Annotated in this window: 21 protein-coding genes and 1 pseudogene; 14 read left to right on the forward strand and 8 right to left on the reverse strand. The window is 39.4% G+C overall.

The features are described from left to right. The first annotated feature begins 110 nt into the window (after nt 1–110). The 12 genes from AB5217_RS17455 (at nt 111) to AB5217_RS17510 (ending at nt 11,006) form a co-directional block, all read left to right on the forward strand. Nucleotides 111–1,385 carry a phage integrase SAM-like domain-containing protein gene (locus AB5217_RS17455; protein WP_117611202.1) on the forward strand — a complete coding sequence of 425 codons (1,275 nt, stop codon included), beginning with the start codon at nt 111–113 and terminating at the stop codon, nt 1,383–1,385. Between the two features lie 121 nt (nt 1,386–1,506). Then, nucleotides 1,507–3,615 carry a DEAD/DEAH box helicase gene (locus AB5217_RS17460; RefSeq protein ID WP_368112617.1) on the forward strand — a complete coding sequence of 703 codons (2,109 nt, stop codon included), beginning with the start codon at nt 1,507–1,509 and terminating at the stop codon, nt 3,613–3,615. Nucleotides 3,616–3,848: 233 nt separating this feature from the next. Next, nucleotides 3,849–4,523, forward strand: coding sequence for a hypothetical protein (locus AB5217_RS17465; protein WP_195647566.1), 675 nt, complete (start codon nt 3,849–3,851; stop codon nt 4,521–4,523). 242 nt (nt 4,524–4,765) lie between these two features. After that, entirely contained in the window at nt 4,766–5,035 is a 270-nt protein-coding gene (locus AB5217_RS17470; RefSeq protein ID WP_044655826.1) for a hypothetical protein, read from the forward strand. A 94-nt stretch (nt 5,036–5,129) separates the two neighbouring features. Next, the gene (locus AB5217_RS17475; protein ID WP_211480837.1) at nt 5,130–6,017 is read left to right on the forward strand and encodes an AAA family ATPase; all 888 of its coding nucleotides are present in this window, start codon (nt 5,130–5,132) and stop codon (nt 6,015–6,017) included. Beyond that, nucleotides 5,983–7,068, forward strand: coding sequence for a DUF3871 family protein (locus tag AB5217_RS17480; protein ID WP_211480838.1), 1,086 nt, complete (start codon nt 5,983–5,985; stop codon nt 7,066–7,068). Before AB5217_RS17475 ends, AB5217_RS17480 begins: the two co-directional genes overlap by 35 nt. A gap of 8 nt (nt 7,069–7,076) precedes the next feature. After that, entirely contained in the window at nt 7,077–7,532 is a 456-nt protein-coding gene (locus AB5217_RS17485; protein WP_211480839.1) for a JAB domain-containing protein, read from the forward strand. Between the two features lie 947 nt (nt 7,533–8,479). Then, complete coding sequence (locus AB5217_RS17490; RefSeq protein ID WP_211480840.1) at nt 8,480–9,541, forward strand: DcrB-related protein; 1,062 nt, start codon at nt 8,480–8,482, stop codon at nt 9,539–9,541. A 1-nt stretch (nt 9,542) separates the two neighbouring features. After that, nucleotides 9,543–9,791: a hypothetical protein gene (locus AB5217_RS17495; RefSeq protein ID WP_211480841.1), complete on the forward strand. Its 249-nt coding sequence runs from the start codon at nt 9,543–9,545 to the stop codon at nt 9,789–9,791. A gap of 266 nt (nt 9,792–10,057) precedes the next feature. Continuing rightward, nucleotides 10,058–10,183 carry a hypothetical protein gene (locus AB5217_RS17500; RefSeq protein WP_262899403.1) on the forward strand — a complete coding sequence of 42 codons (126 nt, stop codon included), beginning with the start codon at nt 10,058–10,060 and terminating at the stop codon, nt 10,181–10,183. A gap of 45 nt (nt 10,184–10,228) precedes the next feature. Beyond that, nucleotides 10,229–10,639: an aspartyl protease family protein gene (locus AB5217_RS17505; protein WP_234122710.1), complete on the forward strand. Its 411-nt coding sequence runs from the start codon at nt 10,229–10,231 to the stop codon at nt 10,637–10,639. Between the two features lie 31 nt (nt 10,640–10,670). Continuing rightward, on the forward strand, nt 10,671–11,006 hold the full coding sequence (locus AB5217_RS17510) for a hypothetical protein (protein WP_117611209.1): 336 nt from the start codon (nt 10,671–10,673) through the stop codon (nt 11,004–11,006). 724 nt (nt 11,007–11,730) lie between these two features. Here AB5217_RS17510 and AB5217_RS17515 read toward each other — a convergent pair. From AB5217_RS17515 to AB5217_RS17530, 4 genes and pseudogenes are all read right to left on the reverse strand, one after another. Continuing rightward, the gene (locus AB5217_RS17515; protein ID WP_004326194.1) at nt 11,731–12,159 is read right to left on the reverse strand and encodes a hypothetical protein; all 429 of its coding nucleotides are present in this window, start codon (nt 12,157–12,159) and stop codon (nt 11,731–11,733) included. 609 nt (nt 12,160–12,768) lie between these two features. Next, a pseudogene (locus tag AB5217_RS17520) lies at nt 12,769–15,624 on the reverse strand (bifunctional fucokinase/fucose-1-phosphate guanylyltransferase); the annotation flags it as partial. Nucleotides 15,625–15,743: 119 nt separating this feature from the next. Then, entirely contained in the window at nt 15,744–16,427 is a 684-nt protein-coding gene (locus tag AB5217_RS17525; protein WP_115484947.1) for an HAD family hydrolase, read from the reverse strand. 23 nt (nt 16,428–16,450) lie between these two features. Then, complete coding sequence (locus AB5217_RS17530) at nt 16,451–17,272, reverse strand: hypothetical protein (protein WP_004306654.1); 822 nt, start codon at nt 17,270–17,272, stop codon at nt 16,451–16,453. 190 nt (nt 17,273–17,462) lie between these two features. Here AB5217_RS17530 and AB5217_RS17535 point away from each other — a divergent pair, with 190 nt between their 5' ends. Beyond that, complete coding sequence (locus tag AB5217_RS17535) at nt 17,463–17,969, forward strand: DUF5035 domain-containing protein (protein WP_004326192.1); 507 nt, start codon at nt 17,463–17,465, stop codon at nt 17,967–17,969. 157 nt (nt 17,970–18,126) lie between these two features. On the opposite strand, the gene AB5217_RS17540 is transcribed toward AB5217_RS17535, so the two are convergent. From AB5217_RS17540 to lysS, 3 genes are read right to left on the reverse strand one after another with little or no spacing between them, the layout of a single operon-like run. Further along, entirely contained in the window at nt 18,127–19,464 is a 1,338-nt protein-coding gene (locus AB5217_RS17540; protein ID WP_004299377.1) for a glucose-6-phosphate isomerase, read from the reverse strand. 18 nt (nt 19,465–19,482) lie between these two features. Next, on the reverse strand, nt 19,483–20,478 hold the full coding sequence (locus tag AB5217_RS17545; protein ID WP_004299378.1) for an NAD(P)H-dependent glycerol-3-phosphate dehydrogenase: 996 nt from the start codon (nt 20,476–20,478) through the stop codon (nt 19,483–19,485). Nucleotides 20,479–20,504: 26 nt separating this feature from the next. Beyond that, the gene (gene lysS, locus AB5217_RS17550; protein ID WP_004306657.1) at nt 20,505–22,232 is read right to left on the reverse strand and encodes a lysine--tRNA ligase; all 1,728 of its coding nucleotides are present in this window, start codon (nt 22,230–22,232) and stop codon (nt 20,505–20,507) included. Nucleotides 22,233–22,337: 105 nt separating this feature from the next. Between lysS and AB5217_RS17555 the strand changes: the two genes are divergently transcribed. Further along, nucleotides 22,338–23,690: an MATE family efflux transporter gene (locus AB5217_RS17555; RefSeq protein ID WP_008776263.1), complete on the forward strand. Its 1,353-nt coding sequence runs from the start codon at nt 22,338–22,340 to the stop codon at nt 23,688–23,690. Here AB5217_RS17555 and AB5217_RS17560 read toward each other — a convergent pair. Beyond that, complete coding sequence (locus tag AB5217_RS17560; RefSeq protein WP_004312365.1) at nt 23,680–24,540, reverse strand: AraC family transcriptional regulator; 861 nt, start codon at nt 24,538–24,540, stop codon at nt 23,680–23,682. The genes AB5217_RS17555 and AB5217_RS17560 overlap by 11 nt on opposite strands. Nucleotides 24,541–24,589: the final 49 nt, after the last annotated feature.

Genomic DNA, 24,589 nt, shown 5'->3' on the forward strand with positions numbered 1-24,589 from the left:
GAGGGATTTCTTCTTTGTTATACCTTGTAGAACTGGGTTTAAAATGGCATATTTACCTCTTGTAGTTGATAGCTGTTGGTTAATTGTTGGTGGAAAATATGATACCTAACATGTTGACATTCAAGGCGGAAATCAGAAAGAATGAAATGAAAGTTGGTGGAACTTTCAATGTGAAGATTAGAGTAACCTATAACAGAGAGGTTAAGAGGTTGGCTACTCATATCTTTGTAAGAACAGAAGACCTGACTAAGGACTTCAAGTTAAAGAATCCAAAGTACATCAAGGAAGCTGACAAATTGGTCAGATACTATGAAGAGTTATGCATGGGGCTTCCATTAGAGGCTTCCAATTTAACCTTAAGTGATGTACTTGATTATATCCAGAAAGAGAAGGAAAAGAATACTCCTATTGACTTTATCCAGTTCTGCAAAGACTGGTTAACAACTACAGAGGTCAAAGGTAAGAGGAATTATCAAACTACCCTTAATACCTTCATTGCCTTCTTAGGAAAGGATAAACTGAATACCAACCAAGTTACCAAGTTGTTAATGATGGAGTTCATGGAATACCTTCACAAGAAAAGGGCTAAACAGGTGGCAGAACTCCAGAGGAAAGGCAAGAGAATACCTTCCAATAGAATGGTATCTTTATACATGGGGAGTATCAGGCATCTATTCAATGAAGCCAAGAAGAAGTATAATGACTATGACAGGAATGTCATTAGAATACCAAATTCACCTTTTGAGAATTTGGAGATACCAAAGCAAGAAGCAACTAGGAAGAGAGCATTATCAGTAGAGTTAATCAAGAAGATATGGGAACTGCCTTATATCATCAATACCAATGGCAGGGAAAGGTTGTGCCCTTTTAACTTAGCCAAGGATTGTTTCATTCTCTCCTTCTGCCTAATAGGGATGAACTCTGCTGACTTGTACAACTGTACTGAAATGGAAGGTGGTTCAATTACTTATTACAGGACTAAGACTACAGACAGGAGACTTGACAAGGCTAAGATGAAAGTAGATGTTCTTCCTATCCTGTTACCTTTAATGAAGAAATATGAAGATTACACCCAGAAGAAGGTGTTCTGCTTCTATCACCTCTATTCTACTTTCAAGAACTTCAACAGAGCCATCAATCTTGGGCTAAAGCAGATTGGCAAGATACTAAAAATTGATGATTTGGAGTACTATGCTGCAAGGCACTCATGGGCTACATTAGCTGTTAACAAGGTAGGCATTGATAAGTACACTGTTCATGCTGCATTGAATCATATTGATGAGGCTATGAGAGTTACTGACATATACATTGAAAGGGACTTCAAGATAGAGAATGAAGCTAACAAGAAGGTGGTTGAGTATGTATTTAGCAACCATAATGAGTAGTCTTGTCCAAAAGTGAAATAAGTTTAACACAAAAGAACCTCTGTAATTGATTGAATTATGGAGGCTCTTTAGTATATTTGTTCACTTACAATCTATATACTAACTACAAACTAAGTGAGATATGAGCAAAGAAGATGAACTGGCAAAAGAACAAGCAGAAGTAGTACCTAATACCTATGGTGACTTACATGATGCACCTTTAGAGTACATTGAGATATTATCCTCTGGGAAAGTAGGAGAAACTAAAACCATACCTCAAGACACAGTAATAACTAGTTTGGATAACCTACTATTTGGCAGAGCACCAGAAGTAATAAGAGAAGAAGTCAGTGACTCCTTCTGGAATCTGGCTGACTTCATAGATAAGATGCCTCATGGTATTGTAGACAAGAAGATACCAGGTATTGGAGCTACTACACTTGAGATAAACTCAAAGAGAAACTCAATCATAGTCTTTCCTACTAAGGCTCTGGCTTATGGCAAACACTCAAAGCATCCTAATACATTATATGTAGGTAGTGAGATTAAAGGTGAAAAGGTCACTAATCAGCAGATTGAGGAATACTTGGCTAAAGATGGATACAAGAAACTTCTAGTAGTTGCAGACAGTCTAGGTAGACTATTAGGTATCATAGGAAAAAACTACAAGGACTACTTCCTTATGATTGATGAGGTTGATGTTCTCCAGACTGACAACAACTTTAGACCTCAATTGGAGAATGTGATTGACTACTACCTTATGTTCCCATCAAAGAACAGATGTATGGTAACAGCTACTATGAAGGAGTTCAGCAATCCACACTTAAAGACTGAATGTAGATTTCCTATAACATGGCAATACAATACCCATAGAAATATAGACTTACTACATACAGACAATATCACACAGGCTGTCATAGAAAAGATTATCTCTCATCCTACAGAGAAGATATTCATTGCCTATAACTCCATACTCCAGATAAGGAATATTATAGCATCACTAGATGAAGAAACCAGAAAGGAATGTGCTATCCTATGTAGTGAGGCATCCATAAAGGAAGCAGGAGAATACTTTGCACCCAAATTAGGAGACAATGATACCTTACCTGCTAGGATTAACTTTGCCACCTGTTGCTACTTCACTGGTATAGATATAGAGGATAGTTACCATCTAATCACTGTATCAGATGTAAGAAGAAGCCACTCAATGTTAACCTTAGATAGGATGACACAAATACATGGTAGATGCAGAAAGGTCAATGGGATACTTAGTGAAACTATCATATATAATACCTTAGGATATGTATCAGTAATGGAAAGTATGGATAGCTATACAGTCACCCTCTTAAATAAAGCTAAGAAGGTGCTCAAAGTAATAGAATCAGCAGATAATATCATGCAAGGTGACCATACCCTAACTGATCTGTTTGCAATGGTCAAAGAAGCCATAAGAGAGAAAGCACAAGAAAGAATTGCGGGAAATGAGTTAATTAACTTGACTAGAAAGGATGTATATGGAAAGGATGTACCTGCCTACCTCAACATAGACTACATCATTGAAAGAACCGAGTTATATGCCTCATACTTCATTCCTGAAACACTGAAAGAAGTACTAAGTAAACAGGTTAAAATCATTAGCTACAAATCCCTGAACTATGCTGTATCCCCAGAGCAAAGTAACATAGAAAAGGCTAATAAGGATGCACAGAACAAACTAACAGACAGCAATATCCAAGATGCCATAAAATACATCAAAACATTATCAACCACAGGACAGTTGAATGATAATACCTTGTACTCATATACTAGACATTGCAGAAGTAAAACTAAGATATTCTTAGAGAGATTCATCAAGCTATATAGGTATGTTGACCTTGATAGTCTGCTACATCAACTATGGGAAAGTAGGACAAGTAACAGTGTAGTCTTCAAGAACCTCAATAATACAGTCATGTACTGGGCACTAGATGAAGAGCATCCTTTCAAAGTTGCTATAAGAAGAAGTCTCACCTTAAATAAGAGCTATTCAGCAAGTGAGATACAAGAGATATTAGCTCCTATAGTTCAGTATCATCTACATAAGGTACTGAAACCAAGAAAGTATGTAGTCTTATTGAAAAGTATGTATGCTACTGATAGAACATCTAGGAATAAATACACCATCAGAGAAGAGAATCCAAGAGGTTTTAAAGAACATACTGGCAGGATAGCTACCAAGGAGAATAATTTGTTAAAGCTATTTATGTTATAGAAAGTTAATAAACGACCAAATAAATGATAAGGATGTTGGTGTTACTGATATTATTTGCTATATTTACACCTGATAATCAGGTAGTTATAGAGTGATTCACCTCTAATATGACATTAACTATCAACAGAACCAACCTTAGGGTCAAATATCACCCTATACTAATTACCTTTAGTCCTTTATTACTGTAGGTAATTAGTATGGAGTGGATTTTGACCCCTCTAAAACAAGAATTAATGACAACAGCAAAACCATACACTATCATCCCCATTGAAGCTTGCAGGTACTTCAATCCAAAGCAGCTCTACCTGTTAGCAGGTCTGTATATCAATGCCCACTACCAAAGAGGAAGTAACTACATGACAACAGATACTACTTTCAGCCAGTTGTCAGAGCTTACAGGAGTAAACACAGATTATATCAAGGATTCCTTTATCCCCAAACTAAAGGAGCTAGAAGATAAAGGATATAGAGTAGAGACTATACAGCAGCAAAGAGAGATTAGAAGGAATATTTATTATCTACCCAATCCTACTAAGAATTTCAGGATTATATGGGCAGAGTTATTCAGTGACAGTTCTTTAACTCCTGAAGAAAAAGGAGTTATGATAGGGTTATACTGCCTTTGTGTTAACAATGAGTTCAGGATAGACCTATCAGATAAACTCATTTATAGTCACTTGGATATGGCAAAGAACACATATAAAAAGTATAGAGACTTATTGATTGAGAAGAAAGTAATCTGGTCTTCCTATGATGTTCCAATGAAACTAGTATGGACTGAACACATGGAAGCTAAAGTCCTTCTGTACTCTCACTTGGGTTACAATACTTGGATAGACAAAGTTATATCAGATGTACCAGATGATGATGAAATCAAGCATTACCTTGATACTATAAATGATGAATGAATGATACATACCCCAATACCCCCTGTTTTCACACCAGAAGACAGGGGCTTTCTATATCTGTACATAACTAATATATAGCACTCCCTACTGTCATCTGATATACTGTCTCCCTGATATTTTTAATTTTTATTTTCAATTTCTGTAAACTTGATACCTACAAGTGCACTCTAAGTCACAAAGTCTCCCTCCCCTTACCTTAAGAGTGGGATATCCCCCTCTGCAACAATAATAAAAATACAATTATGGAAAAGTTAAAGTTCTTAGAGACAGTGACAGTGAATGAGTTCAAGGCTCAAAAGGGAGTAAGCAAGATTGAAATCAAGCAAAATCCTCATACAGGTAAGTGCTTCTTTGTCTATGGCTGTGAAACTGGTGCAGTTAGTGACAAGTTCATCAATGGAGAGGTTACCAATCCTGTTATCTCTCAAGTATGTTCACCTGATACAGGTGACATGTTTTATATGCTGCATCAGAGAGGTGAAGGTGGAGCTATGACATTGGCAACTCTATGATGGGTGTCAATGTTGACCTCAAGGAGGCAAGTTTATTAGGACTTGCTTCCTTTTTTCTTTATAGACTGTGTATAACAATTAACCCTATTCAGATATGTTGAACTTAAGAGTTTCATCCAAGAAGCAGGCTAAGATTAAGCTTGCTCTACAAGGCTGTGCAGGTTCAGGTAAGACCTATTCAGCATTACTTTTAGCTTATGGTTTATGCAATGACTGGACTAAGATAGCCATCATTGACAGTGAACATGGAAGTGCAGACCTTTATGCTCACTTAGGTGCTTATAATGTATTAAGTCTAAGTGATAACTTTACATCTGAAACTTATATACAAGCTATTGAAATATGTGAAGGTGCAGGCATGGAAGTTATCATCATTGACAGCATCTCACAGTGTTGGGATACCTTGCTTGAGTACCATGCAGGATTACAAGGTAACAGCTTCACTAATTGGCAGAAGGTGACACCCAGAATCAATGCTTTTATGCAGAAAGTATTGCAGTCTGGAAGTCATATAATATGCACTATGAGGTGCAAACAGGACTATGTTTTAAGTGAGAAGAATGGCAAGATGATACCAGAGAAAGTAGGACTTAAAGCAGTCATGAGAGATGGTATAGATTATGAGTTTACCATAGTCTTTGACATCAACATGAAGCACCAGACTATTGCATCTAAAGACAGGACAAACCTGTTCATAGGTAAGCCAGACTTTACCATTACACCTGCTACAGGACAGATCATATTAGATTGGTGTAATGATGGTGTCAATTTGGAGATGATAAGGAGTAAGATTAACAGCAGTAAGACCATTGAAGAACTGACTGCTATTTACCATCAATATCCTGAATGGTATCAGCAGTTAACATCAGACTTCATGCAGAAGAAAGCAGCACTTCAGGTACAAAAGAATCAACCAACTATTAACTATACCCCTAATTACATTAGATATGGAAACAATGCAGTTGCAGCCAGTCAGAGCTAATCTGATATACCCTAATAGAAATAAGGCAGATAACCCTTATATTCAAACAGTTGAGACAATAGAAGTCATCAACACAGGTATTGCATCAACAAATCCTGTGGGAGTTGAACCAATAAGCACCAGAGAAGGCAATAAGTTACCTTTTATTGAGGCTAATACAAAGGAAGTAACCATGCAGTACCTCAAGGAGGAATGTATTACACCAGTGTTCTCTAAAGATAATGAGGTTACTATATCACACTCTAGCTTCATTGAAACTGTATGGGAAGCAGCTAATAAGGTGTTCTCCAATGAGAGAATAGAAGAACCTGCCATCAGGGTAAGCCATGTTATCAAAGGCAGAATACCGGAAGCTATTCATAAACCTGTGAATCAACTGTTGGAGTCTGATAAAACCATTTACTTTGAGAGAATGATGTTCTGTTTTGAGATACCTACCATATATGAGGATATTGCAGGTAACAGACTGAATTTAACCATAGGTGGCGTAAGAGCTTATAATCACATGAATCTGTACAGCAAGAAAGGTGCAGAGAAGTTCAAGGTGTTCATTGGCTTTAAAAATCTTGTATGTTGTAACATGTGTGTCTCAACAGATGGTTACAGGTCAGAATTAAAGGTCATGAGTACAACTGAACTATTCAATGCAGTGATGAGGCTGTTCCAAGAGTACAATATAGCCAAGCACTTGTATTACATGTCAGCTTATAAGGATACTTATATGAGAGAGTCCCAATTTGCCCAGTTCTTAGGCAGGTGCAGATTATATCAGTTCTTACCAGTAAACCAGAAGAAGAAGTTACCACAGATGTTAATGACTGATACCCAGATAGGATTAGTTGCCAAAGCATATTACAATGATGATAACTTTAGCACCCTTCTGGACAGCAGGGAAATCAGCATGTGGAATGTGTACAACTTGCTAACTGGAGCTAATAAGAGTAGCTACATTGATAACTTCTTGGACAGGTCACTTAATGCCACCCAATTGGCAGAAGGACTTAATAAGGCTTTATATGGTGAAAGTGAATATAGTTGGTTCATTAATTAGTGCATCTCATGAACAGTATAATGAATGTAGCAGAGGTTCAATTGAGCTATAAAAGTAATGTCAAATCATCAACCAGATACAAGATAAATAGCTCACAGGATGCCTATGAACTATTGACAAAGTACTTCCCTGATGACACAATAGAATACAAGGAAAGCTTTAAAGTAGTACTACTTAATCAGTCTAACAAGGTACTGGGTATAGTACCTATTTCAGAAGGTGGAATCTCCGCAACTTATGTAGATGTAAGGCTGATATTACAAGCTGCATTGCTGGCTAATGCAACACAGGTAATATTGGCACATAATCACCCTTCTGGAAGCATGAAACCCAGTACTCTGGATGATGCTTTGACTGAAAAAGTAAGGAAGGGGGCTGAACTCATGGAAATTCATGTAGCAGACCATATAATCCTAAGTCCAGAGAAGGAGTACTATTCCTATAATGATGAAGGAAAGCTATAAACATTTAACCTTCTAAGGTCTACAATATCCTACCTTCTATATAAATCCATCCCCCTCTGCTGTTATTATACCATTATGATGGGAAATTTCTCCTGTCTCACTTTCTTACATATTATATATACAAAGTAAGTGATGCAGAATGGCAAATCAGGGGATAGTTTAATAGAGGTTGACTGCCTCTTCTAATACAGGTTGAGGGTATTTGATTACAGGGTAAAGAGATGTACTGCTATAATTACTTAACCACTTGAGGTTCGGTGAAGTATGTAAACATGAATTATAGCAATAGTTAGTAAGTTAGACTAAATTAAATATTGATTGAATTATGTGTGAGATAATCTTGATTCTAGTGGGGTTTATCCTCACCAGTATGATACTTAAGGATTAAGAGGTTATATACCTCTTACTATGTGTTTTTATTGTTGTTGATAGCCCTAGTTCTTCATGGATTGGGGCTTTAACTAGTGTATATATGACAGCATTAGATATGATATTACAGTGGTTCATATTGATAGTTACTGGTGCTCTATTTATCAATTGAACATATAGAAAGTGAATAATTAAGCCTACCTTTGTGCAATAAGGATATAAGCCTACACCTATGGTACTGATATGGCTTTAAACCTATTAAAAGTAGCTCTCAAATGATGGTTTATTACTGGAAAGTTCTATCTTTGCAGCAGTATTAATTAAATGACAACTAATGAAATAGAAGTTTAACAAGACATATTAGAAAAGAAGTGTTTGCTTCTTGCTTGATGTTATCAGAGAAATCGCCAATTTCAATCAGATATAACCATCAAAAGCAGGTTAGTGAATGCTCATACCTATATAGGTGTGGGCTTTCCTTGTTTGCATGGTTATAGGTGTTTGGCGATACCTTCTGATAAGCAATCAAGGTTAGGCTCACATCTTCTTTTTGTAGTATGGCTACAAAAGGAATATATATGAAGAAAGAAAATTTGGGGGTATTTATCACAGTCCTTAGTGGAACTATAGTTACATTGTGCATAGTAGGCTATCTATCAAAGCTAGAAGGCACAACCAAGAAAAATCAAAATCCAACAGAGACAACAGCAGAAGCTGTCGACTCATTAGTCCAAGAATATTTTGTCCGAAAAGCAGAAGCCAAAGGTTTCAAGAAGGGAGTTATTCAGCATAGTTTAAATACCAAATGGAGTGAATTTGCTGATAGGAGTTATTACTCATATATCAAGACTTTGAAGTCTGGAATGAAGTTGTACAGGGCAGAAGCTACTAACATGATGATGGAAGTATATGTATTAAAAGGATATATCAAAATTCAGTCTTCCAATATCATATTACATGATAAGACTAGTGAAACATTGAAGTCAATGGATGCTTGGCTAATGTCCTGCAATCCTCTTACTGTCATTGGGGACATATCCAGTACTAAGGAGTACAACTTTCATGACTATGATATCATGTTGAGAAAGTTAGGCACAGATGGAATACATTATATGATTTCAAGCAACAGTGATACCAACAATCAGAGTATTAAAGCTACAACTGATCCTTCTCTAAACAAGCAATACTCTAATGAGTACTTCTCTATAAAGTACCCTACCACATGGCAGATAGTTCAGGATGACAACCAAGTAACTGGTAATACAACTGTCTCTGTTCAGATTATGGAGAAATTGAAGAATGACCATGACTTTAGACCTAATATTAACATCATTGTTTCCAAAAAGAAATGGAGTGAACCTACTTCTTATTTAGCCCAGAACACAATAGCCCAAAATAAGCAAATAATGGACAGTTATCACCTACTAGAACAGAATGATGACATCTACATAAACAACTGTCAAGGAAGTGTGATAGACTACACCTTTAACATTCAAGGGTACAAGTTGCATGGTATACAATACATAGTAAAGAAGAAGGATAACACAACCTTTATCATTACTGCAACAACAGATGCAGCTAAACATAGCAACCAGATGACAACTATAAATGATATCATTAACTCACTTAAACTCAAGTAATATGAACAAAGAAGAACTACAAACATTAACCATTGAACAGCTCAATGGAATGACAGAACAGATACTAAAGGCTGTAGCTGATGAAGTGCTGGAAAAGCTAAATGAGACTGAAATAGAGAAACTTCCCCTTGAGGTCAAGAAGAAGCTCAACTTGAAAAGGAAAAGTATCTGGTGCAGTGCTGAATTATGGATTACATTAATAATCAGTGCACTGGTTATGAGTATAATGCAATCTATCATGGGAAAATAACAATATACAACAAACTAATGCAAATAGACATGATGTACAATGTAGTATGCTTTCTATTACTAGATTACAGAGGTAGACTAAGCAATGATTTCTATGAGGAACACAGTTCTAATGATAGTTTTCTTGGGTTTATAATATGTTTCATATTATTCTGGGTAATTTATATCTGGTGGAACAGTAGGTCTGACGAGAAGTATGCAGAGGCTAAAGAAAGAGAAAAGTTTGAACATGAATATTTTAAGAAGTACTGTAAATACAAAGAGTATATGAATGATAGCTATAATCCTATGAATATCATAAGTAGTAGTGACCCTGAATTCCAAACCTATTTGGAGGAGCAATGGAAAGAGTACAAGACAAAAAAGAAGATTGGAAAGAAAGGCAGTTGCTAACAGAGTGCATATGGATGATAACAAGGAAATTATAGCATACTACTAATGAACATGTTTCTACACTCTTTATCTTATGGATTAACCCAAATAGGTCTACCTATAATACCTGTTGAAGTAAATAACAAAAAACTTTGCTTCATCTTGGATACTGGAAGCACCTGTAGTCTGATAGACAGTTCTGTAGTAGAATATTTCAAAGATATAGTAGAGCCAGTTGGTGACTATTGTATCAGTGGAATTGAAGGAACTAAGCACAAGGTAGACATAGTTGCTCTGCCTTTTAACTTTGAAGGTCAGATATATAAGCCCAAGTTCTGTGTTAAACCTCTACTTGATGCCTTTAAAAGCATTGAAAATGAAAGCGGAATACAGGTACAAGGACTACTTGGTACTGACTTTCTACTGGAAAATAAATGGATTCTAAACTTTAATAAGTTAAGAGTTACAACACAATGAACATCCTATATTAACATCAAGAATACATTATATGAAAACATTTTACTATGTAAATGGAAAAAGAGTAAGTGCTGACACTTACTTTGCAACAGGTAAAAACCTAGAATGGAAAAAGTACATGTATAAGGCTTGTATATCATACTATAAAGCTCATCCTGATGAGTTTGATGCAATTGCTAGGTGGACACCCCAAGAGTCATTATTCACTCGTCTAATGTTTGCATGGGGAGAAACTGATGATTATCAAGAAGCAGAAGAGAAATTTGAAAAGAGATATCGAAGAAATATGTTGATTACACTAATAATAGCTGCATTCTTTTGCTTTGTCCTTCCTGTTATTGTTATTACATGTGGAGGTGGCTCTTAAATGTTAAAGTAACTAAGTGGATTATTATTTTCAAGATAGTTGACACTAATTTTTAACCAGCACTATTATGCCAAATCCAAAGCCTAACAAATGGTCTGGTATCCTGATGATAGCAGGTGCAGTCTTGCTAATTATCATCATGGTGATACTAACAATCATAGCCAGTTCTCATATGTAAGAAGAAAAAGGCAAATGAAGTATTTCAAGTAAGTTACTTTGAATACTTGCAACCCTGACCTTATTAAAGCTCTGATAGGGTATTTACACTCATGCCTACTTATACCAAATGGACATCTATTGAATGACACTTTAAACTAATTAAGTTATGAAACAGAAGCAAGTAACTTAGCACATCTAAGTGCTATTGGTAGCATGTTACTAGCATAATAGTAATGCTACCATTGTTGGTTAATAGTTGGTTGACCAACCCCAAAAGAGATTATTATAGGACTAGCAGCTACATGATTTACAGGAACTTATAGACTAGATTCCGGTTCTGAAGGTCGTGCGTTTGAATCGCACCGGGGTCACAAAAAAAATCCCTCAATAATCAACTGATTATCAAGTGATTTCTGTTTTCTTATACCTTGGATAACTAAAACTAAATGCAGGATTTAGCCCATGTAATTGATTTTTGTTGGTCTATTGTTGTTCCCAAGAAACCAATGTTATATGTTGACTATCAAAGTGAAATCCTTCTTTTATCTCGTAAGAGGTTCTATTATTAGTCTTTCTTTGTATAAGAATTACAAACTAATCGTCTATTTGGGTCATCTGGAAAATCCGGATTAGTTATTTGATTATAAAATTCCCAGTCTCTTTCAAGTCTTTGGGCTACATCTATGTTGGCTGTATAGCAGATGTATTTTTTATTTGCTACATCCAGAATGCCATAGGTAAGAATATCCTTTTCCTTTCCCTCCTTATTTATATATGTGCTCTTGACCAATAATATCTTATATTTTCCGTCTTCCCGAGTACAGTATTCTTTATTGTTCTCAAGAGTATATGTGCCGGAGACATCTGTAAAATCATTGGAGGCCATTTCTACGATAATCTGTTTGGGCTCTCCTGTTTCCGGAGTGTCTGTCGAGTCATTGTTGCATGCGGATAGCAAGATGGCGGATAAGAATAATAGTTTAAGTAATTTCATCTTTATATTTTATTTGTTTTTGATCCTTTTTTAGTCTAGTATATTATTTATAGTGCAAATGTACAGTTTTTGTGTGATATAAAAGCGGTAATGGATAAAATAAATGTGTTTCATATTCTTGATATTTAGATTCATGATCCTTGGATAGTTAGTCATGTATTTTGCTCTGCATTTTCTCAAACCTAGTTAGTTATTATTATATGTAGTTGCATAATTTAGCCTAAATAGAATGAAAAAGTTGATTTAAATAAAAGGATTCTCGTGAGAAATGCTAACTTTGTAGATATGAAAAAGTAAGGAATGATATTCTGTAGTAGTGTTCATAGCTTTCCAGATGTAGACATTTGACGATAAATTATATTAATCCCAATAAATATAAATAAGAATGGAAGAAGCTAGAAAAAAGAAATGGGGTAGTGTTGCGCTGATTATCGGAGCTATTGCTTTTATCATTATTATGATTTACTTTACAGTTATTTCAAGTCTTAACATGTAAAACAGATCATTATGGCATTGAAAAATTAAAGCTTGGACATTTCGTTTGAATCTGTCCAAGCTTGTTTTTTATGATTCCGGATGATTGACCGGCCTTATGGTAACGCTTTCTCTTTAGCTTCTTGAAACCTGAAGTCCCTTATCAGAAAGAGTCATTTCTACAAAACGAGCACGAGGATTGGGGGCTTGTTCCGTCAGTATCCGTCGGATTTGTCCGGCTGCTTGCGGGTCTTTGGCTACCATATATAAATAGCCTCCGCCACCTGCACCGGGGAGTTTGTATCCCAGGGTGTAATCCTTGATTTTTTCGATAATGGCTGCTACTGCCGGTGGATTGGTTCCGCAGTCTAATGCCTGGTTCTGTATCCAGGTTTTGCCGACCAAACGACCGAAACTTTCGAAATTACTTCGTAAAATGGCTTCACTCATATCCATTGCATGAGCTTTCATTTCGGCCAGCAAGCTTAGATGCGGACCGGAATTGAGGAACATGGAACTGACGATCTCTGCCAAAATACTTTTAGCAGTACGAGTAATTCCCGTATAATATAACAGATGACAGTCGCGGTAATCAGGATGAACAAAGAGCTGATCGGGTAACCAGCGTACTAATGGATTCTGTTCGAAACCAGTTTCGGATTGAAGCAACTTAATACCGGAAAAGACACCGCCATATTGATCTTGCCAACCTCCTCCAGTGGTCAGGAGCTGTTCTAATACTAATGTGTAACTACATATATCATTTTTATCCCAAGCCAATCCGCAGAAATCATTGATTGCTCCGAGCACGGTAGATGCCAGTATGGAACTGGTTCCCAAGCCAGAGCCCGCAGGAATAGCAGCTAGCAGAGTAATTTCGATTCCTGAACCGAAATCTTCCAGCTGTTTAGCTAAAGAAGGATAAGATTCCGTAGAGAATGCCGGTGCAAAGCCCGCCAATGTAAGGGCGGCTTTCGGAATAGAGAATGGAGAACCTACCTTTTTATAATCTTGCAGTTCCTCGTAATTCCTTATCACTTCCATTGCACCCATGTCGATAGAGCGAAGAGTGATGTGATATTCCTTGCATGGTTTCACATATACTTGTAGCGGTGGTTGACCGTTTAGTTCGATAGCAAGATTTACAACACTTCCCCCTGAATAAAGAGAGTAGGGAGGTGTGTCCGTCCATCCTCCGGCCACATCGATACGCACAGGACTGCGTCCCCATACGATTTGATCGGAATAAACGTTGAGTATGGGATGGCTCTTTCGTTCGCTCATTACCCCCAATAAACCGTCGCGAAGCAGTTGAAAGGCTGCCTGTTCCTCTTTGGCACAATCCTTGTCTTCACGTAGTTTCATGATACGTGCACGAAGCATCCGGTTGTGTATCCGTAACATGGGGGCAGCATCTTCTTTCAAGACGTCAGGCATGTCCAGATTGAAACGTACAAATTCATTTGCGGCATCCAGCAAATCGAGTTGATAGAATACGCTCTTCTCATAATTGGCCGCCAATCCTTTCCAGTTCTCCTTGCGGAAAGCATTGCGCTGTTCGTAAAGACGCTTGAGGTTGGCGCTTGCGGATATTTCGTCTGCAGAAACTTTTTCTGCTTTCAACCAAAGTTTTTTCCCTTCTTCCAGTTGTGGCTCCGAGGTCATCCAGCGTACTAATATGCCTAAATCTTCAACAGAAGCCACTTTGGGGAAGATGGATGCCGATTGTAAATCATCTGTACGCCCTTTTATATCCTCCCAGGTAATTCCTCTATCTTCCATCCAACGGGTAAAAGGAACATTAAGGTAAGTAGTCGTTATTTTGTCCAACGCTCCTTTGAATACATCATCCAATCCATACGGACGCGCAACAAACTCATTCTCACCGATAGGAATAATGTCGATGCAAACCCCATCCGGCAAATTTATGCTCCACTGGTTTTCAGGAACTCCTGTAATAATCTGGCGGGAACCTAATTTCCATTCTTTTCCCACCTGGCTATTCTCAATCCATAAATTGGCGTTGTCGGCAGAAAGAGAAACTTGTGTGATGGAATTCTGTATAAAGATAGCCGGATTTGGCTTTACTTTCCGGTGCATGATTCTTCTTTGGTCCCGTACCTTGTCCTGTATGGCTAAAGTAGAAGAAATCAGTTCGTGACTTGTGCCGTAATGGTAGAATTCTCCACCCGGCAACGGCAATATAGCTACGGATAACTGATTGATTTCTTCATCTTTCGTTTTAGGATGCTCTCCCAAAGCCAAACCATAGTCCGAGTATAAGTCATAATAAGTAATATCCTTCGTACCTTCTTTCAATGACCGTTTCATCAATACTTCTATGGCGCGGTCACTCAAAATCCAGATGCCGATATCCATCAGGAAAAGATGAGTTTTCGACAATCCTTCCAACTCTTCCAAAGAAGGTTTCTGCAACATGAAATCGAGCACCTCCGGTTTTTTCCGGTCGGAAACAAACACGCCATGATGAGTTGCCAATGAAGGATTCACCCACAGCCCGTAGCATACTACATCTGCGTTCGGAATATCCTGAAGCGGTTTTTCCGAACGGATATATACGTCTCCGCTAGCAATCAGCGTATTCAGACCGGCCGGAGCCTGATTCATAATCCTTTCATAGAGCGGGAGCTGCAATGATAACAGATTCTGTCCCAGCTTTTGTCCTCTTTCCCAACTGAAGATCGGGATAGGAGTTAATATTTTGCCGGAAGGGCCGTAACTGGGTAGCCGACGGCTTTGTCCGCCTGCATGGAGCAATATTCTTTTTTCATGTCCTATCCAGTTGCTGAAAGACTCTTGTGGAGCGAATGCCTGATGGCAAGCTTGCAATAACCATGTGGTTCCGCCGCCGGAGCCTAGTTTGCTCCCTATGGGGTCTGATGTACAAAACCAATCGGTATGGTTAACTTCTTCCAGTTCGTGGAAGCAATGGATCAAATTGGGTGGTAAAGATAATAACTTTTGCATAGTAGAATCTGCGTTGGCTTAGATAGAATCTAAGCGAATTAAACTCCCGTAAAAATACTATTTATATTCCTGCTTTTCAATATTTTTCTTCTGTTTTGAAGAATAAATTTTCTTTTCAGCTTTTAGATGTCATTTTCAGTCATCATGTCCCAGGTGTCATTAAGTGCCTGCATGGATGGAAATAATAAATCAGCCCCGGCATCCAGCAACACTTGCCCGTTCAAAGGACCCGTATTGACTGCTATGGTGAAAATACCCGCGTTGTGTCCGGCTTCCACTCCTAACGGAGCGTTTTCTACTACAACCGCTTCATCCGCTTTGATCCCTCCTTTTTTCAAAGCCATCAAATATGGCTCGGGATTGGGTTTGCCATATTTCACATCGAACGCTGTAACCATCAGTTCTTTGTGAAACATTCCCGGATAGTTGTGTTCCAGCCGTTCGAGCAGAGATAACTGACCGGAGCCGGTGACCACCATCGGAATCAGCCCGTCCTTCTTCACTTTTTGCAGTAACTCCCATGCACCGGGCATAGGCTTTGCTTCGGGATATGAATTGAACAAAACACTTTTCTCCTGATAGATACTTTCTATCTCCTCCTGTGTGGCTTCTCTACCCAATTCACGTTGAAAAACAATATTGATTGTAGAGGCTCCTGTCCGTCCTTCATGCATATATGCTTCTTCGCGACTAAGAGTGAGCCCATGAGATTTCATTACTTTATGCCAGGCTTCCGAATGATAAGGCATAGAGTCAAAGAGTACGCCGTCCATGTCAAACAGGACGGCTTTCAGTTTCTTTTTCATACTTTGTACGTTGCGGAATCTTTTTAAGATGATATTTTATTTTTTATGAGCATTTTCTTCAGATCAGACACGGGAATAACTACATCGTATTGTTTCCCGGAATCCTTGCCGATATATCTGTAGGTAATATTTTTATTGTTCTCCACGCAGGTTTTTATGAATATCTGGGTGGCAGGATCGGTCTGACTTGCCAGCGTTGACACAATACCCTCTTTCACTTCAGCTGCGTTTTCTTCAATCTGGCTGATAGGACACAACTCTTCGTCCACACTGCATATATAAACAACCGATTCACCTATGATTTCGATTTTTTCGACAACGACTTCTTCACTGGCCTGCATTGGAAATTGCAGATTCGCCATTTTCAGTTGCGCTTCAAGCTTTGTCTGTCCGCTTTGTGCCGGGTCGGCATTTGTATTGATAACCTCTTTCAATTCTTCGGCAGTAAGTTCGCAAACCGCTTGTTCGCCCGACTTATTCCCTACAAATATCATGTGTAATCCGGAATTACACTTAGCCATCAACTTCAGCATTTCCTTTACATCAGCAGCCGGATTCTGAAACATCATTTTGATAGATGATTTCATGCTTTCCGGATTATCTTTCAAAATCTTAATATTGGTAATTTCCTCGTTCATGTTGAGAGTGTACACTACGTTATCCCCGTCGTAGATGATACTGGTAATATTGCCGACTTCTCCCATGTCCAGCGGACACTGTTTGTTGGCTATCCCGATTACAGTTTTGAGTTTGGCTTCCTGACAGCCGGTCATGACTATCATTAGCAATGATACGCTACATAGTAGCATGAGTCCACTGGACTTCTTTAATAAATTTCCTGCCATTCTATTTGTTTTTTAAGTTTGATTCGCTTCATCTACAACTGTATACGAGGCAAAGATAACGATAAAAAATGAGAGATAAGTTAGAAAGGGAAGATAGTTGCAAATGATGCTCCCAAGCGATTAACTACATAATTATTTGCTGTTTAGAAGAATATGTGTATTTTTGTAACGTTATAAACTCGACGATAGCATGAAAAAGAGAGTATTATTGTTGCTACCATTGTTTTTAGGCGCCTGCTCTGATAGTGGGGAAAGTCCTGTTATCAAGATAGAAAAGCTTTATGCGAAGATCGAATCGGACGGTGAAAATACCAGTTCCGATGAAAAAGACTATGCGAATCAGAGGGATGAACTGCCGGCCTTGAAGGTGGGAGACGAAGTGAAAGCGTTTCTGCTTTTGGATGGAAATGGAGCAGAGCTGAAAACCTTTAAACTTCAGAATGACGATGAAGTGGATACTAAACTCTTTTATGAGAAAACAGAAGTATCTACAGAGGGAAATCTGACAGATGTGGAAAAAGGACAGCTTCGTTTTAAGGATGGGGTGTCAAAAGCCAAAATTATGGTGATTGCGACCATTAAACAGGTAGATAAGAACGGTGATGTGAAATTAGAGTTCTATCTTTCTTCCAAAGCCGAATGTGAAGGAGCACAGGAAGAAATCGGTTTGAAGACGAAAGTGGAAGATGAGAAGTAGAAGTGGTGAGCAGTAAACGGTACAACGGGTAATAAGCGGTACAATCGGAAACTGCAATCAATTGAATATAATAATGAACGGTGAACAAATCCATGTATATAGCATAGTTGTTCACCGTTCATTGTTTATAGTTTACCGTTTATAAAACGTTCTTGATTTATAGTTTTGCACGGATTGCTTTGGATTCCTCTTCATAACCCGGTTTGTCCAGCAAGGCAAACATATTCTTTTTGTATGCTTCCACACCCGGTTGGTTGAATGGGTTCACGCCCAGCAAATAACCGCTGATACCACAAGCCTTTTCGAAGAAATAGAGCAGACCACCAATGTTGTATTCGCTCAATTCCGGAAGTACGATGCGCATATTAGGTACGCCACCGTCTACGTGAGCCAGCTGCGTTCCCAGTTCGGCCATCTTGTTCACTTCGTCCACACGCTTGCCGGCTAAGAAGTTCAAGCCGTCCAGATTTGCTTCGTCAGAAGGAACTTCCAGTTTGTGGTTAACTTTCTCTACTGAAATCACAGTTTCGAAGATAGAACGTTCGCCTTCCTGAATCCATTGACCCATAGAATGAAGGTCTGTAGAGAAATCTACCGATGCAGGGAAGATACCCTTATTGTCTTTTCCTTCCGATTCTCCGTAAAGCTGTTTCCACCATTCGCTTACATAGTGCAGTTTCGGGCAGAAGTTAACGAGGATTTCGATCTTCTTGCCATTTCTGTACAACTCATTGCGGGTAGCAGCATAAATAGCAGCCGGGTTTTCAGCAAATGCAACGTCCGATCCGCATACTTTTTCCATATCGGCAGCACCGGCAACCAGTTTGTCGATATCAAATCCGGCTACTGCGATAGGCAGCAAACCAACCGGAGTCAGTACAGAGAAACGTCCGCCTACGTTGTCAGGGATGATAAATGTTTTATATCCTTCTTTGTCAGCTGTAACACGGGCAGCACCTTTTTTAGCGTCCGTCACAGCAACGATTACTTTCTTTGCAGTTTCTTTACCGCGCTGATCTTCACATTGCTTTTTCAGCAAACGGAAAGCAAGAGCAGTTTCGGTAGTAGTTCCTGATTTAGAAATATTGATGACACCGAATTTCTTATCTTTCAGATATTCAGTCAGTTCGTACAGATAATCTTCGCTGATATTGTGTCCTGCATAGATCATGACAGGAGCCGTTTTCTTTTCCTGCAACCAAGTGAAGCTGTTAGACAAAGCTTCGATTACGGCACGGGCACCCAGATAGCTGCCACCGATACCGGCAACAATTACTACTTCACAGTTATCTCTTAACACTTTTGCTGTAGCGTTCAGGTCGGCCAAGTGTTCTTTAGTGATAGAAGAAGGCAAATGCAACCATCCTAGAAAGTCATTACCTTTGCCTGTACCTTTTTCAAGCATTTCCTGTGCGGCTTTTACTTCAGCTTCGTAAGCAAAAACCTTTTCTTTGGAGATAAATCCAAATGTCTTTTCAATGTTTAAACTAATCATATCGTTCTTGTTTAAAGATTATCTAAAAGAGTCAGTCAGCAATTTAATCTCGATCATTGGTGAGATACGTTCGTACAGGATGTTGTACACAGCGTCCAGTATCGGCATATTGACATGATGATGCTTATTGATTTCTTTGATACATTTCGTACCATAGTAACCCTCTGCAATCATTTCCATTTCAATTTGCGCACTTTTCACGGAATACCCTTTACCTATCATCGTTCCGAAAGTCCGGTTACGACTAAAGTTGGAGTAGCCGGTCACCAATAAATCCCCCAGATAAACAGATTCATCTACGTTTCTGTTCAACGGATGCACCGTGTTCAGGAAACGATTCATCTCCTGAATGGCGTTAGAGATCAATACAGCCTGGAAGTTATCGCCATATTTCAGTCCGCTACAGATACCGGCAGCAATGGCATACACGTTTTTGAGTACCGAACTGTATTCGATACCCGCCACGTCATCACTGACAGATGTTTTGATGAAGCTGCTTCCCAGACGGCGTGCGAAGATACGTGCCTTGTCTTTATCAGGGCAGGCGATAGTCAGGTAGGAGAGGCGTTCCAAAGCCACTTCTTCTGCGTGGCAGGGACCTGCAAGGACTGCTATGTTTTCTGGTGGCACACCATATTCTTTTGTGAAGTATTCCGATACAATAACGTTGTCATCGGGTACGATTCCTTTGATAGCGGTGATGATAAACTTATCTTTTATCTTGGTTTTCAACTTTTTCAGATGCGCCTTCAGATAAGGAGAGGGAGTGACGAAGATCAGTGTATCCGATTCTTTCACAACATCGTTGATGTTGGAACTGAAAGTGATGCGTCTCGTATCAAATTTCACTCCTGTCAGATAAGCCGGATTGTGCCCTAATCGTTTAAAATCGGCAATGCGGTCGTCTCGCCGCATGTACCAATTGATAGAGTCCTCTTGGGCCAGACACATCTTTGCGATGGCTGTAGCCCAACTTCCTCCGCCCATTATCGCTATCTTGCCGGGTAATTTCATTTGTATGGATTTGGATGAAGAACTTATTAAATTTTCTGTATCCACTCAGTTACGTCGTTTACCGACGGATTGGTCAGTTCTAATTTATATTTCTTGTTAATGCCGCAGATGTCCTGGTGCAGCTTCTGCGGATTGACATCTTTCATGTCGGCAACTGTGTTGTAACCGGCTTTTTGAATCACCGGAACCCAGTCTTCTGCAATTCCCAATTCCATGTATTTGGCAGCAGCGTCTTTTTTCACTACTTTTTCCGGGCGCATTTGCGGGAAGAACAATACTTCCTGAATGGTAGTCTGTCCGGTCATTAACATCACCAGACGGTCGATACCGATACCGATACCCGATGTAGGAGGCATACCGTATTGTAAAGCGCGCAGGAAGTCCTGATCGATAATCATCGCTTCGTCGTCTCCCTTGTCGGCCAAACGCATCTGCTCTTTGAAACGTTCTTCCTGATCCAGTGGGTCGTTCAATTCCGAGTAGGCATTAGCCAGCTCTTTACCGTTCACCATCAGTTCGAAACGTTCGGTCAGTCCCGGTTTAGAGCGGTGCATCTTGGTCAGCGGAGACATTTCAACCGGATAATCGGTGATGAAAGTCGGCTGGATATATGTACCTTCGCAGAATTCTCCGAAGATTTCATCAATCAGCTTGCCTTTACCCATCGTCTCGTCGATTTCTTCCATCTTCAGTTCTTTGCAGACTTGGCGGATTTCCTCTTCGCTCTTGCCGTTCAGGTCATATCCTGTCTTTTCTTTGATAGCGTCCAGGATAGGCAGACGGCGGTAAGGAGCTTTGAAGTTGATGGTTTTTCCGTCAACCACTGTTTCTGTGCTACCGTTTACTGCGATACAAATACGTTCCAACAACTTTTCGGTGAAATTCATCATCCAGTTGTAATCCTTATATTGTACGTAGAGTTCCATACAAGTGAACTCCGGGTTATGGGTTTTGTCCATACCCTCGTTACGGAAGTTCTTACCTATTTCATATACACCTTCAAAACCACCTACGATCAGTCGCTTCAGATAAAGTTCTGTTGCGATACGCAGGTAAAGATCCATGTCCAGTGAGTTATGGTGAGTGATGAACGGTCGTGCGCTTGCTCCACCGGCAATAGATTGCAGGATGGGAGTTTCCACTTCCGTGTAACCGGCTTCGTCCAAAGCATTGCGCAATGTTTTCACAACAGTGGCACGTTTCAGGAATGTTTCTTTGATACCGTCGTTCACTACCAGGTCTACATAGCGTTGGCGATAACGGAGTTCGGGATCTTCAAAAGAATCGTAAGCTACCCCGTCTTTGTATTTAACGATAGGCAACGGTTTGATAGACTTTGCAAGTACAGTCAGTTTCTTAGCATGGATACTGATTTCACCCATTTGTGTACGGAACACGAAACCTTCGATACCGATAAAGTCACCTAAGTCGAGCAGGCGTTTGAAAACAGAGTTGTACAGTTCCTTATCTTCTCCCGGGCAGATATCATCGCGGGTGATGTACACCTGGATGCGACCTTTAGAGTCTTGCAATTCAACGAAAGATGCTTTACCCATCACGCGGCGGCTCATGATACGGCCGGCTACGGAAACTTGGCGTGGCTCCTCGTCATCTTTAAATTCAGCTTTAATATCTGTAGAGAAAGCATTGGTTACATACTCTGCTGCAGGGTATGGATCAATACCCATCGCACGAAGCTCATTCAGGCTGTTGCGTCGAATGATTTCCTGTTCACTTAGTTCTAATATATTCATTTCGTTACGTATTAACTCAATTTTGGAGGCAAAAATACGAAACTTTTCTCATATATCCTGTAATCCACCTCTTTTTTGTATCTTTGCCGCCTCAAACTAATAGGTATGACAGGACAAAAGACACCCACTGCGTTGGGTACGGAAAAGATTGGGAAGCTTTTAATGCAGTATGCCATTCCGGCAATTATCGCCATGACGGCGTCTTCTCTTTACAATATGGTAGATAGTATTTTTATCGGTCACGGGGTAGGTGCGATGGCTATTTCCGGGTTGGCATTAACTTTCCCGCTAATGAATCTTGCCGCGGCTTTCGGCTCGTTGGTCGGTGTCGGTGCGGCTACATTGATTTCGGTGAAGCTGGGACAGAAAGATTATGATACCGCACAGCGGGTTTTGGGAAATGTGTTTGTATTAAACCTTATTATAGGTATCTCTTTTACGGTAATCGTTCTTCCTTTTCTCGATCCGATACTTTACTTTTTCGGGGGAAGCGATGAAACGGTGAAATATGCCCGTGAATTTATGCAGGTTATCTTGCTCGGAAATGTGGTTACCCATTTATATCTGGGTTTGAATGCAGTGCTCCGTGCTTCGGGCCATCCGCAGAAAGCGATGATGGCAACAATAACGACAGTGATAATCAATGTATTGCTTGCTCCATTGTTTATTTTTGTATTCGACTGGGGAATCCGTGGGGCGGCTACGGCTACGGTTTGTGCACAGTTGATCGCATTGGTCTGGCAGCTTCATTTGTTCTGTCGCAAAGATGAACTGATACGGTTGAAAAAGGGTATTTTCCGTTTGAAACGGAAAATCGTGCTGGATTCATTGGCTATTGGTATGTCTCCCTTCTTGATGAATATGGCGTCTTGCTTTATTGTGATTCTGATTAATCAGGGATTAAAAGAGCATGGAGGTGATTTGGCGATCGGTGCATTCGGTATTGTTAATCGTATTGTTTTTGTCTTTATTATGATTGTATTGGGACTAAACCAAGGGATGCAGCCCATTGCGGGATATAATTTTGGTGCGAAGCTCTATCCTCGTGTGACGGAAGTACTGAAAGTAACCATTTGTTGTGCAACTGTAGTGACAACGATTGGTTTTCTGATCGGTATGTTTATTCCGGAAATCGTATCTTCCATCTTTACTTCGGACGAAGAGTTAATCAGCATTGCTTCTAAAGGTTTTCGTATTGTGGTATTTTTCTACCCGATTGTTGGGTTTCAGATGGTAGCTTCCAACTTCTTCCAGAGTATTGGAATGGCAAGTAAAGCCATTTTCTTGTCGCTGACGCGGCAGATGTTATTTCTCGTTCCCTGTTTATTGATTCTACCTCACTATTATGGACAAATGGGCGTTTGGGCCAGTATGCCTGTGGCAGATTTGGCGGCTAGTCTTATATCCGGAGGAATGTTGTGGTGGCAGTTCCGGCAGTTTAAGAAAGTTACTGTTTGATAAGTTTGTTCCGATATTCTTTAGGAGATATACCGACATACTGCTTGAAATATTTCCCGAAGAATGATTGTGTGGGGAAGTTGAGTTTGGTTGCTATTTCCTTAATACTTAAATCGGTATTATCGAGCAGATATTTAGCTTCTGTAATGACATTCTGTATAATCCACTGCAAAGCACTGCTCCCTGATTTCTCCTTGATGACAGAAGAAAAATATCGGGCGGACAAGCATTGCTTGTCTGCATAAAAAGTAACATCACGTTCCTGACGATAATATCGATAAAGGGTAATCATGAAATTTTGGAAGATCTTATCCTTTTTATCCTGTGGCAGTGGTGTTTGGGGTTCGTTACTGAAATAAATGTTTAATAACTCATAGCATATCACCTGTCCCCAGGATTTGATTAATTCAGAAATTAAATGTTGTTTCTGACGGGAACTGTTACAGATATTCTCCCTGTTAATTCGTTTTTCTACAGATTTGAGCAAGTTCTCTACAAATGTATATTGCTCTTCAGAGAGCGACAGGCAGGGATTTTCCCGCAAATAAAGCAAATTTTCCGAGTTAGCTACTTTGTTTACTATTGGTATGACATAATCCAGGTCGACCTCTATCATGATTCCTTCCAAGTCTGCGCTTCTTTGGCGTATCTGTAGAAGGTTGGCTGCTGTATATATGAAAAGATTCCTTTTGTTAATCTGATATGGTCTACCTCCCAACAGGATTTCCGCCTGTCCTTTCTGGCAGAGGAAAAGTCCGCATTGGTTGAATTCGGAAATAATGCATCCTTCTTTCATGGAAGTATCTTCCGGAGATATTATAACATACTTGAATGGCATCAGTGGTTCCATATTCCTTTTCGTTGAAATGAATTTCTTTACAAAGTAATAAACAAATAAA

Source organism: Bacteroides sp. MSSM.1001136sp1_RTP21357st2_D2_RTP21359_211015 (genome assembly GCF_040913205.1).
GTDB classification, from domain to species: Bacteria; Bacteroidota; Bacteroidia; order Bacteroidales; family Bacteroidaceae; genus Bacteroides; species Bacteroides ovatus.

Excerpts from the sequence above, each read along its gene's own strand:
- AB5217_RS17510 (WP_117611209.1), top strand. The coding sequence starts at position 10,671 with ATGAAAACATTTTACTATGTAAATGGAAAAAGAGTAAGTGCTGACACT.
- AB5217_RS17470 (WP_044655826.1), top strand. The coding sequence starts at position 4,766 with ATGGAAAAGTTAAAGTTCTTAGAGACAGTGACAGTGAATGAGTTCAAG.
- AB5217_RS17525 (WP_115484947.1), bottom strand. The coding sequence starts at position 16,427 with ATGAAAAAGAAACTGAAAGCCGTCCTGTTTGACATGGACGGCGTACTC.
- AB5217_RS17505 (WP_234122710.1), top strand. The coding sequence starts at position 10,229 with ATGAACATGTTTCTACACTCTTTATCTTATGGATTAACCCAAATAGGT.
- AB5217_RS17465 (WP_195647566.1), top strand. The coding sequence starts at position 3,849 with ATGACAACAGCAAAACCATACACTATCATCCCCATTGAAGCTTGCAGG.
- AB5217_RS17530 (WP_004306654.1), bottom strand. The coding sequence starts at position 17,272 with ATGGCAGGAAATTTATTAAAGAAGTCCAGTGGACTCATGCTACTATGT.
- AB5217_RS17475 (WP_211480837.1), top strand. The coding sequence starts at position 5,130 with ATGTTGAACTTAAGAGTTTCATCCAAGAAGCAGGCTAAGATTAAGCTT.
- AB5217_RS17540 (WP_004299377.1), bottom strand. The coding sequence starts at position 19,464 with ATGATTAGTTTAAACATTGAAAAGACATTTGGATTTATCTCCAAAGAA.
- AB5217_RS17485 (WP_211480839.1), top strand. The coding sequence starts at position 7,077 with ATGAACAGTATAATGAATGTAGCAGAGGTTCAATTGAGCTATAAAAGT.
- AB5217_RS17560 (WP_004312365.1), bottom strand. The coding sequence starts at position 24,540 with ATGGAACCACTGATGCCATTCAAGTATGTTATAATATCTCCGGAAGAT.
- AB5217_RS17490 (WP_211480840.1), top strand. The coding sequence starts at position 8,480 with ATGAAGAAAGAAAATTTGGGGGTATTTATCACAGTCCTTAGTGGAACT.
- AB5217_RS17495 (WP_211480841.1), top strand. The coding sequence starts at position 9,543 with ATGAACAAAGAAGAACTACAAACATTAACCATTGAACAGCTCAATGGA.
- lysS (WP_004306657.1), bottom strand. The coding sequence starts at position 22,232 with ATGAATATATTAGAACTAAGTGAACAGGAAATCATTCGACGCAACAGC.
- AB5217_RS17545 (WP_004299378.1), bottom strand. The coding sequence starts at position 20,478 with ATGAAATTACCCGGCAAGATAGCGATAATGGGCGGAGGAAGTTGGGCT.
- AB5217_RS17480 (WP_211480838.1), top strand. The coding sequence starts at position 5,983 with ATGGAAACAATGCAGTTGCAGCCAGTCAGAGCTAATCTGATATACCCT.
- AB5217_RS17460 (WP_368112617.1), top strand. The coding sequence starts at position 1,507 with ATGAGCAAAGAAGATGAACTGGCAAAAGAACAAGCAGAAGTAGTACCT.
- AB5217_RS17455 (WP_117611202.1), top strand. The coding sequence starts at position 111 with ATGTTGACATTCAAGGCGGAAATCAGAAAGAATGAAATGAAAGTTGGT.
- AB5217_RS17555 (WP_008776263.1), top strand. The coding sequence starts at position 22,338 with ATGACAGGACAAAAGACACCCACTGCGTTGGGTACGGAAAAGATTGGG.
- AB5217_RS17535 (WP_004326192.1), top strand. The coding sequence starts at position 17,463 with ATGAAAAAGAGAGTATTATTGTTGCTACCATTGTTTTTAGGCGCCTGC.
- AB5217_RS17515 (WP_004326194.1), bottom strand. The coding sequence starts at position 12,159 with ATGAAATTACTTAAACTATTATTCTTATCCGCCATCTTGCTATCCGCA.
- AB5217_RS17500 (WP_262899403.1), top strand. The coding sequence starts at position 10,058 with ATGAATGATAGCTATAATCCTATGAATATCATAAGTAGTAGTGACCCT.